Annotated in this window: 12 protein-coding genes; 6 read left to right on the top strand and 6 right to left on the bottom strand. The window is 39.3% G+C overall.

Translation table 11 applies throughout. The features are described 5' to 3' along the window. Positions 1-29: 29 nt before the first annotated feature. The 3 genes from HC000_RS02530 to HC000_RS02540 form a co-directional block, all read right to left on the bottom strand. Positions 30-608 (bottom strand): LON peptidase substrate-binding domain-containing protein, encoded by a 579-nt coding sequence (locus HC000_RS02530; protein ID WP_179806884.1) that lies wholly within the window; start codon positions 606-608, stop codon positions 30-32. A 219-nt stretch (positions 609-827) separates the two neighbouring features. Beyond that, positions 828-1,100, bottom strand: coding sequence for a hypothetical protein (locus HC000_RS02535; RefSeq protein ID WP_179806885.1), 273 nt, complete (start codon positions 1,098-1,100; stop codon positions 828-830). Positions 1,101-1,316: 216 nt separating this feature from the next. Continuing rightward, entirely contained in the window at positions 1,317-1,658 is a 342-nt protein-coding gene (locus HC000_RS02540; RefSeq protein ID WP_179806886.1) for a hypothetical protein, read from the bottom strand. 169 nt (positions 1,659-1,827) lie between these two features. Here HC000_RS02540 and HC000_RS02545 point away from each other — a divergent pair, with 169 nt between their 5' ends. Next, positions 1,828-2,457: a hemolysin III family protein gene (locus HC000_RS02545; protein WP_179806887.1), complete on the top strand. Its 630-nt coding sequence runs from the start codon at positions 1,828-1,830 to the stop codon at positions 2,455-2,457. 283 nt (positions 2,458-2,740) lie between these two features. Next, positions 2,741-3,370, top strand: coding sequence for a trimeric intracellular cation channel family protein (locus HC000_RS02550; protein ID WP_011330070.1), 630 nt, complete (start codon positions 2,741-2,743; stop codon positions 3,368-3,370). A 218-nt stretch (positions 3,371-3,588) separates the two neighbouring features. Here HC000_RS02550 and HC000_RS02555 read toward each other — a convergent pair whose 3' ends face one another. Further along, on the bottom strand, positions 3,589-4,071 hold the full coding sequence (locus HC000_RS02555) for a thioesterase family protein (RefSeq protein ID WP_011330069.1): 483 nt from the start codon (positions 4,069-4,071) through the stop codon (positions 3,589-3,591). Between the two features lie 425 nt (positions 4,072-4,496). On the opposite strand from HC000_RS02555, the gene HC000_RS02560 reads away from it, so the two are divergent. After that, on the top strand, positions 4,497-6,122 hold the full coding sequence (locus HC000_RS02560; protein ID WP_011330068.1) for a sodium:proline symporter: 1,626 nt from the start codon (positions 4,497-4,499) through the stop codon (positions 6,120-6,122). Between the two features lie 9 nt (positions 6,123-6,131). Next, positions 6,132-6,263, top strand: coding sequence for a putative transporter small subunit (locus HC000_RS18410; protein ID WP_011330067.1), 132 nt, complete (start codon positions 6,132-6,134; stop codon positions 6,261-6,263). Between the two features lie 156 nt (positions 6,264-6,419). Here the strand turns inward: HC000_RS18410 and HC000_RS02565 are convergent, their stop codons facing one another. Continuing rightward, complete coding sequence (locus HC000_RS02565; RefSeq protein WP_011330066.1) at positions 6,420-6,725, bottom strand: MGMT family protein; 306 nt, start codon at positions 6,723-6,725, stop codon at positions 6,420-6,422. Beyond that, entirely contained in the window at positions 6,715-7,617 is a 903-nt protein-coding gene (locus tag HC000_RS02570; RefSeq protein WP_179806888.1) for a LysR family transcriptional regulator, read from the bottom strand. Before HC000_RS02570 ends, HC000_RS02565 begins: the two co-directional genes overlap by 11 nt. Before the next feature lie 124 nt (positions 7,618-7,741). Between HC000_RS02570 and HC000_RS02575 the strand changes: the two genes are divergently transcribed. Continuing rightward, on the top strand, positions 7,742-8,824 hold the full coding sequence (locus tag HC000_RS02575) for an efflux RND transporter periplasmic adaptor subunit (RefSeq protein WP_179806889.1): 1,083 nt from the start codon (positions 7,742-7,744) through the stop codon (positions 8,822-8,824). Between the two features lie 2 nt (positions 8,825-8,826). After that, positions 8,827-11,916, top strand: coding sequence for an efflux RND transporter permease subunit (locus tag HC000_RS02580; RefSeq protein WP_179806890.1), 3,090 nt, complete (start codon positions 8,827-8,829; stop codon positions 11,914-11,916). Positions 11,917-11,983: the final 67 nt, after the last annotated feature.

Genomic DNA, 11,983 nt, shown 5'->3' on the forward strand with positions numbered 1-11,983 from the left:
GGCAATAATTAAATAAGGATCAAATTAAATTAGGCAAATTCGTTATTAATCACAGTATGGAGGAAACTTAGTAAGTTATCAAAGTTAGTTTCAAACGCAAGTTGCTGTTTTTTCTCAATAGATATAGGTAACAGCTCAAGCCATCGAGCAGCAACCCAAGTAAGCTTGTCAAAATAGGTTTGTTTATATAATGAACTAAGCTCTGGGTTATTAGTGAACACTTCACGCAGCGTATCTTGTAGGCGTTTATGCTCGCCAATATTATTGTTTGCCTCTGTGTACCAATAAGGCGTATTACAGTTCGACACTAAACCGTAGCGCAGTTCTTGCTCGTCTTGAAACACATCGTTTATTTGCACACTTTGAGTAGCACATACATCTATAAGTAGCATGCCATTATCATCTTGATCAAAGTCAATAATGTTCATTAGGCAACCTTGGGCGCTGATATTAAATGGCGTGTCGTGCTCAAAACTACAAAGCACAAAGCCAATGTTTTCTTTTAATGCGCTTTTAACCATATTTAAATAGCGAGGTTCAAATATGCGCAAACGCGTATAACCGTCAGGGAGGATAAATAAGGGTAATGGAAAAATCGCACGTTTCATAAAGTCTACTTGTTTAAAACATTCTGCCTTCATTTACGTGCGCTTTAACTAAGTCGATCAGCTTTTATTAAACCAATGTTAAATATTAAACCACGCTCCCATACTTTTAAGTAATTGCACCGAATAATAAGCGCTGATCATACTTACAACCGGCGCCAGCATTAAAGCAAATAATCCAAATTCACTGCTCATAGGGTTATTCCTTATAATTGACGTATATTATTGCACTGGTTTAACGGTATTTTCGGTTTTAATTTCAGCTTGAGTATCGGTAATTAATGGCTCACTTAACCAGCTATTAAGCATAGTTTCGGTATTAAAAGTAAGCGTGTCTTTTATTGAGTTTTCAAGCTCTATGGTGGTTTGCGATATATAGCTGGTAATTGTTTGTGTGAGCATATCAGTTACATCAAGGTCAACTTCGGTTGCGTTTGCTTGCAATGAACCTAATACTAATAAACTTGCCATAGCGATTTTAATTGAATGTTTCATAATGGATTTCCTTGTTTGTGTATTGTTTCGACTCAATTACATATTCAAGGGATGTGCCACACTAAATTAAAATTGTAACCAACTGTTTATAAAGCAGATTTAAATATTAGTAGCCGAAAATGAAATTCAGCGTTGGTTAATATAACTAATTAATTTAACTTTTCAGCTAAATTTTAGTTAATATAACACGCTGTATTTATGCGCCAATACCGCTGTTTATTTAACCACCTTTCTACCTAACCTATAAGCATCTACTATGCTCAAAAACCAAATAACCAACATTAAGTAAATATACTGGTATTGCCCTAATGCTGCACAGTGCGCTGATGGGTGCTTTACTGCAGCCAAAATATCATCAAAGCTAGCACCGCCCCTTGTGTTTACTATGTCATTAGCTATGCATTGCGCCATTGCATACACCTCTTGTAAAGTTAACAGTAGTAAAACCGAAAATACTCCCGCAAAAATAGCGCCTATTAAATGCTTTTTTAACGCAAAGTGCCCAGCACCTGGGTAAATTAAAGCGCTAAGTAATGCTGCTTTAAAGCTTTTTTGCATAATTTCCCTTTCAGTAACAGTTGAGTGTTCAGCCTATTTTGTAGTAAAACATATTGAATTAATGAGCCTTTAAAGCAAGCGAAAGTTTGCCCTTATGTTTGCTTATAATAATTGAAAGATTCAGCGTACACACGTACACTGAAAACAATTAAAAGTGGTAGGATCAGTTATGTCATCGAATGCGCCCTATTCGCGTAAAGAAGAACAGCTCAATGTAATTAGCCATGCAATAGGTGTGTTATTTGCTTTCTGGGTAATGTGGGATCTGTTTAATCAATCAAGTAGCACCAAAGCCTATATAAGTGCAACGATTTATAGCGCCAGCATCTTTATTTTGTTTTTATCATCTACTTTATATCACGCCAGTGTACAACCTAGGCTCAGGGCATTTTATAAAAAGTGCGACCACTGCGCTATTTATATTCTTATTGCCGGTACTTACACTCCCTTTTTACACCTGTCGTTAACAGGTGTTTGGTCTTGGGCAACCCTCACCTTTATTTGGTCAGTGGCACTTGCTGGCGTAGCGTATAAAGTTTTAGTTCACAATGGTAATAAAAAAGTCTCCCTTGCCACCTACTTACTTATGGGATGGTTTGCACTCGCCATTATTTATCCGCTTTACTTAGCAATTGATGTAAACGCATTATATTGGCTACTCGCCGGCGGCATTTTTTACAGCCTAGGCACAGTATTTTACAGCGCCAAAAACACCCAATTTAGCCACGCCATTTGGCACTTATTTGTTATTGCCGGCTGCGTTTGCCACTATGTGGGCATTAGTCTTTATGTGTATTGAAGGGAAAGCGTCCTCTGATAAAGCCGATAAAATCGTGAATAAGGTTTATTTTATTTATTAAATTGATGCTTAGTTTAGCCAATTATTTAAGCCAATCTATAATGCAAAACGCCTAGATTAATTGATGCTGCCTTTTTTCGTTGGGTTCACTGCGCCTAAACCAACCTACGTAATTTCATATTAAAGCTATTGTTGTGGGGGAGTGTTCAGCAATAATAAATTTTAAATACGCTACACTGTTTATTAATTCTACCTCTCCTAATTATGGTAAGGAAACCACACCATGGCGTTTGAATACTTTCATTTTATGAGTTTAATTGGGGTGGCCTTTTTTGCTATATCGGGCACTTTATTAGGCCACGAAAAAAACATTGGGGGTTTTGGTGTTGTAGTTGTAGGCTCAGTTACTGCGCTTGGCGGCGGTACACTGCGTGATATATTATTAAATCAGCCAGTGTTTTGGATTGCAGAGCCCGATTATTTATACGCCACCTATGGCGCAATATTTATTGCGGTGGTGTTTATTCGCCATTTACCGCACGTATCTAATTATTACATGCTGCTAGTTGATGTATTAGGCATGGCTATATTTAACATTGTCGGCATTGAAAAGTCGTTAATTGAAGGCACTACCATGATAGTTGCCATTACCATGGGTATGACTACCGGTATATTTGGCGGGCTAATGCGCGATGTAATTTGCAGAGAAATTCCGCTAGTAATGCGCGAAGAGCTGTATTCTACTGCGTGTCTGTCGGGCGGTTTAACTTATGCAGCGTTGTTTTTACTCGGAGTGTCTTATATATGGTGTATTTTAGGCTCCTTGTTTATTACCGTATTTTTACGTTTGGGCGCGCTGCATTGGGGTTGGCAGCCAAACATATTTAGAAAAAGAACAGTTAAAAATAAATAACGCTAAAAATTAACCGCTTTGTGTTTCGCTTTAGCGGCAGCTTATGCTCTACCTGCCGCTAAAATAAAATCAACGTGAAATATATAACATGAACTCTGATTAAGAGATTTTCAGTGAAAACAAGGCGAATTAACGCACCAATAGCTAGCCTATTGCAAGTAATTTTAACGTAGTTAGCGCCGAAAATAGCTGCTTGAAATAGATTTGTTATCCATAGTTCAAGTTATGCTGGGTATTTTAATTGTACTGCCTACTTTAACGGGCTTGGGTAGTTGGCAAAATTGCTGCTCTATTACCTTTAAACGCTCTAGCACCTCACTTGGAAATGGAGATACTCGCCTGGTTGCTAAATCAATATGCAAATCTAAGTGCTCGCCCGCAGCGGCGCGATACCCTTTATTGGTGCAATATATTTCATGAAATGTATGAATACGTTTTTCATCAACGTACAACAGCCAAGACACAACCTCAATTTCATCGCCTTCGCACAACTCCCTTTCAAAAATACAATGGCTCTCTACTAATGCTTTGCTGCAGTTATTTGCATAACGGTATCGCTCACCTAAATCCAGATGTTCGGTAAAATCTATATGCGCATCGTAAATAACTAAACCATAATATTTTGTATTCATATGGCCGTTAAAATCAACCCACTGGGTGGGCACTGTGGCTGAATATTTTTTAAATGGGTAGAGCGACATTTTACTTCCTTTTAGGGTAACGATAAGGCTTAAGTTGCTATTGCTGTATTAACCAAACACTGAAAACTGGCTGTGTAATTACATTAAATAGCCGTCCTGTTGGTTGTTATTCGTTAGCGGAAAATTGATTTATATTAAATATTGAGCAGCACCAATTTCAGCATTTAATACTGTAAACCAAGCTAAATCACATAACATCCTCCATTTGTGTTAACATTAATTTCTTATGTGGGCGTTTTTGCTTACATTATTCTTTACTGATGATCGTATCAGCTATTTTTTGCTACTAGTTTTATTAAGCTATTTTATAAAGTTTTTAGTAGCCCTCTAATTATTTACGTGCGTTTTTAACTGCGTAAAATAAATAATAACCGTCACCTTATTATCTCTATTGTAATGACGAGTGACGCGGCGAAGGAGTCAAAATGTTTCAGTTTAGTACCAGCACTATACTGCTGGTTTTATTTGCTTTTTATGGTTTAACCTTTTTATTCACGCTAAGTATTGGCAAAAAACAAGAAAATGCCGATGGCTATATGGTTTCCAACGGATCCGTTGGATTTAGCATGTCTGCAGCGAGTATGACAGCCACATGGATATGGGCAGCATCGTTTTATGCTGCTGCAAGTTCGGGGTACAAATATGGTTTATCGGGGGCAATCCATTACGGTTTTTGGGGCGCACTGATGATTTTATTTATTTACCCCTTTGGTAAGCGCTTTAGAGAGCTTGCGCCAAATGCGCGTACCTTAGCCGAAATTATGCATGCGCGGCATGGCAGTGCTAGCCAAATGATTTTAGCCTCTTCAAACATAGTCGGCAGTATAATTAGTTTAATGGTTAACTTTACTGCAGCCGGTGCGCTAGTAGATATTTTATCACCACTGAACTTTACCGAAGGGGTATTAATTGCAGGCTCTGGCGTGCTTATATACACTTTTTGGTCGGGGTTTCGCTCCTCGGTTTTTACCGATTTTGGCCAGTTAATGGCTATGATGCTCGCCGCTGTGGTTATTATTCCTATGCTATTTTTTGAGCTCGATGGCCCCGACTTATTTACTCAAGGCATGAGTAACTTAACAATAGAACAAGCTGACTTTTTCTCTACTACTGCCATTTTAGAGCAAGGCGCGCCATTTTTTGTTGCAGTTCTTGCGTACGCTATTGGTAATCAAACTATTGCCCAACGCTTATTTGCTGTACGCGAAGACTTAATAAAACCGAGCTTTATTACCGCAACCATAGGTTATGGCTCTATTGTTATAGGCTTAGGTATGCTGGGTTTACTGGCGTTACTAGCCGGCGTGCAACCTATAGACGGTGATTTAAATAACCTCATTCCACAGATGGCCGCCACCTACCTGTCGCCCATTATGGTGTTGGTATTATTTGTGATGATTATTGGCTCGCTTTCATCCACCGCCGATTCTGACTTGTCAGCCTTATCCGCAATTATAATGACCGACGTATACGGTAAACATTTAAGTAAAAACAATCCTAACCCTAAAAAAATGCTTTGGGTTGGCCGCTTTACCATGGTTGTTGCCACCATGTTAGGCGTTATATTTGCAAGCCTTAAACTCGATATTCTCTCAATGCTAATTTTTGTTGGCGCACTGTGGGGCGCAATTGTGTTTCCAGTTATTTCTAGCTTATATTGGAATAAGGTGACAAATTTGGCGTTTACTGCCGCGGTAACCGGCGCGTTTTTACTCTTTATTATCGCACGCTTTGAGTGGCTGGAATTAACTGGCGCTGTCGCGTTATTTTTTGAGGTAATAGCAAGCGTAGGCGGCGGTGTTGTTATTGGCTTAATGTGTTTTGGTTTTTTTGGCCGCACTGCGGGGTTAATTTTGGGCGCAATAACAGCCGTAATACTACTGTTTTTTACTTTAGGTTTTTTACGCGACTATATTGTATTGCTAAGCTCACTGACCGCTTACGGTGCCAGCGCTATTATTTGTGTAGTGCTTACCTTAACCAGCAACAAAAGCGCGTTTGATTTTGCTTTAATTAAGCAACGTGTTGTTGAATTTAGTGACAATAAATAAGGAAAAATTATGTCTACAACATTACTTACTATTTATGTATTAATTTGGCCTGTGATTGCCTTTGGTGTATTTGTTATTTTACTTTGCTCACTTATAAAAGATCTTAAAAATGCGAAACAAAAAGGCAAAAACTTAGTGTAAAGCATGCACTTTACACGCAAACTAGGGCAAGCATTTAACTTGCCCTTTTATTGCGTTAAGCACTTAGTTATAAACACTTTAACGCTAGCACTATTTTAACAGCGCACTCATTAAGCAAGTGGCTAAGTAAACAGCAGGCAGATTAAACTTGTTATATTACTGCCATTGGTACACACGCATATTCACTCGCTCATTTTTAAATGCAATGCCTTCTAATAACAGCTTTTGTCGTTGCTCTTGATATTTATTACTGCCTATTGGAAACGATATTTTACCTTGGCTGTTTACTACTCTATGCCAAGGTATTGTTGAGTCGTTGGGCATTAGCTTTAATAACCGCCCCACTAAACGCGCATTTTGCGGATACCCCGCAATAGCGGCTACTTGCCCATAACTTGCAACTTGCCCTTTAGGAATACTACCAATAACGGTATAAATAAGCGTTTCTTTATCAATTTCCATGTTTTTTCAAATACGCCTGGCTAAGTAGAGTAAACTGCTGCCAAATAGTACGTGCTACTGGCCCATGATGGCTAGAGTGCTGCCTAAAAACGCGAATTTGCGTACTAAATTCATGCTCGCGATCAGTTATGCTGACTTTTTGTAATAACCCCGATTTAATTTCTTCAGCGCAATGCTCTAAGCTGATCATAGCCCAACCAGCGCCCGATAGTAAAAACGATTTTAAGCTCGATATATCGTCAATTTTCATCATTGCTGGGCCTTTAGAATAAGACAACCTATCACTGTCTATACTCAGGCCGCTTTCAAACATGGCTAAACACGGGTACGACTGTAATTCACTGTAGCTAAGTGTGTTGGGTATAATATTTTTTGCGCTAACAATACCAATGTCGAGCTTGCCTATGGGCAAGCTTTCTAAATCGCCGGTAGCATGAAACAAGTCAAACCAAGGGCCTATGCCAAGCTCTGCTTGGCCATTATTAACTTGCTCCAACGAAATAAAGCGTTTACCACTGGTTAAACTAAACTCAGTGCTATTAAATACTCTAAAAGTATTACTTATAATCTCATTGTAGCTTTGCACATGGCATATTTGTTCATAACAAATTCTAAATTGCGCTTCATTGCCCAGTGCTAGCTCTTTTGCAAGTTGTGCAAGCTCTTCGTTGTTATTGAGTAGTTGTTTCGCTTGGCGATGAAAAATCCGCCCTTTTTCGGTTAATTGTAAACGGTATTGCGAACGGTCGAGTAGCGCAAAGCCTATTTTTGTCTCTAAACTTTTAATTGCTAACGTAAGCGCTGGCTGCGTTTTGTGTAGTTTAAGTGCCGCTGCACTTAAGCTTGCGCTTTGTACAATGGCGTCTAATATTTGTAGCTGGTTGAGTTTCATAGCACTGCCAATAACAACATAAGTAAAACTTATTGAGTTTTTAAAATTTAATGAATTTTATTTTATATGTTTGCGGAGTATGCTGCACTGACTTTATTTAGCTTTTAATTTTCATGGAGAAAATATGCACCTCTTACGTCTATGTGTAGTAACGACGACTTTACTTGGTTTAATAGCCTGCTCTGAGCCTGAGCCGCAAGTAAAAGAAGAGCCAATACGCCCGGTAAAGTTATTTAATATTGGTCACGATTCGCAAGTTAACATTCGCAGTTTTCCTGGTGAAGTAGTTGCAAATCAAGGCTCTTACCTTGCATTTAGAGTAAGTGGTGAGCTGGTTGAGTTTCCGGTATTAGCGGGTCAGCATGTAAAAAAAGGACAACTATTAGCTAAGTTAGACCCTGAAGATTTTCAGCTGCAATATAATGAGCGTAAAGCCCGCTACGAGCTGGCTAAATCACAATTAGGGCGCATTGAACAACTATTCGAAAAACGCATTACCAGCCAATCAGAGCTTGATCAGGCTATTGCTAACAAGCAAGTTGCCGAATCGGCCTTTAAAATTGCACAAACGAATGTGGAATATAGCCAACTTAGAGCGCCATTTGCGGGTACTGTTGCAAAAGTGTTTGTAAAAAACTTTGAAAGTGTACAAGCAAAGCAAAATATACTGCGTTTAGAAACCCGCGATTTAATGGATGTTGAAATTCAAGTACCTGAAAGAATTGTGGCGCGCTTTATTAAAGGAACTCAATACCAACCAACGGTTATTTTTGACGGCTATCACGATAAAAAATACACACTCACACTTAAGGAGTGGGACACCCAAGCAGATCCCGCCACATTAACGTATAAAGTTGTGTTTTCGCTACCAGTACCAGAGGACTTTAACTTACTTGCCGGTATGACTGGCCGCGTACTTATCGATTTAAGTAAAGTAACGCAATCACAAGCCGCGTACACTATTTTGCCCAACGAGGCAGTGTTTTCTGATCCGCAGCAATCTATTAGTGATAACGCTTATGTATGGCTATATAACGAGCAAACCGGCCAAATACATAAACAAGCAGTAAAAGTGGGCCAATTACACCGCGACGGCATTGAAGTACTCAGTGGGATTAAAGAAGGACAGCAAATTGTTTCTGCCGGTGTACATTCACTAAAAGAAGGCATGCAAGTACGCCCATGGAATAAAGAGCGAGGCCTGTAATTATGAGCTTTGCACAACTATCTATAGAGAAAAAAGTTATTAGTTGGATGTTTACTCTATTGCTACTTATTGGCGGTGGTGTTTCTTACTTTGACTTAGGGCAATTAGAAGACCCTGAATTTACGTTAAAAAAAGCCATGGTTATCACCATGTATCCTGGCGCGTCGCCACAGCAAGTAGAGGAAGAAGTTACTTTCCCTATCGAAAATGCGATTCAGCAATTACCTTACGTTGATTACGTTACCTCTATTTCATCAAATGGTAAGTCGCAAATTACCGTAGAAATGAAAAGTAACTACCGAAAACAAGAGCTAAGACAAATTTGGGATGAAATGCGGCGTAAAATTAACGACCTCAATCCATCTTTGCCCAGTGGTGTATACGCCAGTAAAATTATTGATGACTTTGCCGATGTTTACGGCGTAATGTATTCAGTAACTGGCGACGGCTATTCGTACGACGAGCTTAAAGACTACGTAGACTACCTTAAACGCGAACTAGTATTGGTTAAAGGCGTAAGTAAAGTAACTATTGCCGGGGAGCAACAAGCGCAAGTAATGGTTGAAATTTCTACGCAAAAACTTGCTCAATTAGGCATAGCGCCCAGTCATATTTTTCAATTATTACAATCGCAAAATACGGTTTCTAACGCAGGTAAAATTAGGGTGGGCAGTGAGTCTATTCGCTTACACCCTACTGGCGAGTTTAAAGATGTAAAAGAGTTAGAAACCCTGCTTATTTCTAAATCGGGTGCCAGCGAACTAATTTATTTAGGTGATGTAGCTAAGGTATACCGCGAGTACGCCGAAGTGCCCAGCAATATTATTCGTTACAACCAACAGCAAGCATTGTTAATTGGCGTATCGTTTATGTCGGGCGTTAATGTGGTTGATATAGGTAACGACATTGACGCGCATCTTGCGTCGCTTGAGTACCAGCGGCCACATGGGATTAAAATTAATGCTGTTTATAACCAACCAAACGAAGTAGAAAAATCGGTAAACGGTTTTATTGTTAGCTTAGTTGAAGCGATTGCTATTGTAATTATAGTGTTACTGCTGTTTATGGGGGTTAAAAGCGGGCTATTAATTGGCGGTATTTTACTGCTTACCGTTTTAGGTACTTTTATTTTTATGAAGTTATTTGCTATAGATTTGCAAAGAATTTCGTTAGGTGCGCTAATAATCGCACTTGGTATGCTTGTTGATAATGCCATTGTTGTTACCGAAGGTATTTTAATTAACCTCAAACGTGGGCAAACTAAGCTAAGAGCCTCTATTAATATTGTTGAACAAACTAAGTGGCCATTACTTGGGGCAACTGTGATTGCTATTACTGCATTTGCGCCGATCGGTTTAAGCTCCGATGCCAGCGGTGAGTTTGCCGGTAGTTTATTTTGGGTATTGCTAATCTCCCTTTTATTAAGCTGGATCACTGCCATTACCCTCACACCATTTTTTGCCAATTTAATGTTTAAAGAAACGCAATTAAACGCTGATGGCGAGCAAGAGTATGACGACCCATATCAAGGTTTTATATTTACCAGTTACAAAGCCAGTTTAAACCTTGCTATGCGCTTTAGAAAAAGCACCTTAGTTTTAATGTTAGTACTGCTGTGTAGTGCTGTTGTTGGTTTTGGCGCTGTAAAACAATCATTTTTTCCGGCATCTAATACGCCAATGTTTTACGTCGATTACTGGCAAGAACAAGGCGCTGATATTCGCTCAACGCTTGAGGGGATTAAAAAGTTAGAAGCGTTTTTACAGCAAAACCCGCTCGTTACTGAAATAACCAGTACTGTTGGCCAAGGTGCTCCGCGCTTTATGCTTACCTATGCACCTGAAAAATCATACCCCGCGTACGGGCAGTTGATTATTCGTGTAACTGACCGCGAAGCGGTTGCCACTGTTATGCAAAAAGTACGAGACTTTGCACAGTACAATCCGGTTGCCGCACAGCTTAAAGTTAAACCTATGGAAATAGGCCCTTCAACTGATGCAAAAATAGAAGCGCGTTTTTCTGGCCCAGATCCAGTTGTACTAAGAAAACTATCTGCTCAAGCCAAACATATCATAGCGCAAGATACCGGTTCGCATAATATTCGTGATGATTGGCGGGCACGTACCAAAATGATCCGCCCACAGTTTAACGAGCAAAAAGCGCGTCGATTAGGTATTAGTAAATCAGACCTTGATCAAGTATTGCTTACTAATTTGTCGGGTAAGCAAGTGGGTGTATATCGTGATGGCACCCAATTACTGCCAATTATTGCACGTTCTCCTGCTAACGAGCGCTTAAACGTAGAAAGTGTACACGACCTACAAATTTTCAGCCCAGTGCTGGGGGTGTTTATACCGGTTACTCAAGTTGTTGATGAGTTTGTAGTTGAATGGGAAGACAGCTTGATTATGCGCCGCGATCGTAAGCGTACTATTACCGTTATGGCTGACCATGATGTATTAAGTGACGAAACGCCGGCTAAACTATTTGCACGTATTCGCACAGATATCGAAAGCATTGAGCTGCCACGCGGTTACGAAATGCAATGGGGTGGCGAATACGAGTCATCTAGTAAAGCTAAAAAAGCTATTTTTGGCTCATTGCCGATTGGCTACTTGGCTATGTTTGCAATTACTGTATTACTGTTTAACTCTGTTAAGCAGCCTTTAGTTATTTGGGCTACAGTACCACTTGCAATTATTGGAGTAAGCGCAGGGTTATTGGTTATGAATGCGCCGTTTAGCTTTATGGCATTATTAGGATTACTAAGCTTAAGCGGTATGTTAATAAAAAATGGCATAGTACTAGTGGATCAAATAAATCTTGAATTATCTGAAGGTAAATTGCCATATCAGGCGGTATTTGATTCAGGAGTGAGCCGTGTACGCCCTGTAGCTATGGCGGCAATAACCACTATATTGGGGATGATCCCTCTGTTATTTGATGTGTTTTTTCAATCAATGGCGGTTACTATTATGTTTGGCTTAGGTTTTGCTACCATATTAACTTTAATTGTAGTGCCTGTGCTTTATACCATTATATATAAAATTGAATATCAGCCTCTTAAAACTCAAATTCAAGAGAAAAAATAAACTCTTTTTAAATTAATAAACGCAGCTAAGGCTGCGTTTATTTTATATTGCACTCTAAACCTGCCTT

Source organism: Pseudoalteromonas sp. MIP2626 (assembly GCF_013414205.1).
GTDB classification, from domain to species: domain Bacteria; phylum Pseudomonadota; class Gammaproteobacteria; order Enterobacterales; family Alteromonadaceae; genus Pseudoalteromonas; species Pseudoalteromonas nigrifaciens.

What these genes read in the sequence shown, in the direction of transcription:
- HC000_RS02530 (WP_179806884.1), bottom strand. Translation starts at nt 608, where the DNA reads ATGAAACGTGCGATTTTTCCATTACCCTTATTTATCCTCCCTGACGGT.
- HC000_RS02535 (WP_179806885.1), bottom strand. Translation starts at nt 1,100, where the DNA reads ATGAAACATTCAATTAAAATCGCTATGGCAAGTTTATTAGTATTAGGT.
- HC000_RS02540 (WP_179806886.1), bottom strand. Translation starts at nt 1,658, where the DNA reads ATGCAAAAAAGCTTTAAAGCAGCATTACTTAGCGCTTTAATTTACCCA.
- HC000_RS02545 (WP_179806887.1), top strand. Translation starts at nt 1,828, where the DNA reads ATGTCATCGAATGCGCCCTATTCGCGTAAAGAAGAACAGCTCAATGTA.
- HC000_RS02550 (WP_011330070.1), top strand. Translation starts at nt 2,741, where the DNA reads ATGGCGTTTGAATACTTTCATTTTATGAGTTTAATTGGGGTGGCCTTT.
- HC000_RS02555 (WP_011330069.1), bottom strand. Translation starts at nt 4,071, where the DNA reads ATGTCGCTCTACCCATTTAAAAAATATTCAGCCACAGTGCCCACCCAG.
- HC000_RS02560 (WP_011330068.1), top strand. Translation starts at nt 4,497, where the DNA reads ATGTTTCAGTTTAGTACCAGCACTATACTGCTGGTTTTATTTGCTTTT.
- HC000_RS18410 (WP_011330067.1), top strand. Translation starts at nt 6,132, where the DNA reads ATGTCTACAACATTACTTACTATTTATGTATTAATTTGGCCTGTGATT.
- HC000_RS02565 (WP_011330066.1), bottom strand. Translation starts at nt 6,725, where the DNA reads ATGGAAATTGATAAAGAAACGCTTATTTATACCGTTATTGGTAGTATT.
- HC000_RS02570 (WP_179806888.1), bottom strand. Translation starts at nt 7,617, where the DNA reads ATGAAACTCAACCAGCTACAAATATTAGACGCCATTGTACAAAGCGCA.
- HC000_RS02575 (WP_179806889.1), top strand. Translation starts at nt 7,742, where the DNA reads ATGCACCTCTTACGTCTATGTGTAGTAACGACGACTTTACTTGGTTTA.
- HC000_RS02580 (WP_179806890.1), top strand. Translation starts at nt 8,827, where the DNA reads ATGAGCTTTGCACAACTATCTATAGAGAAAAAAGTTATTAGTTGGATG.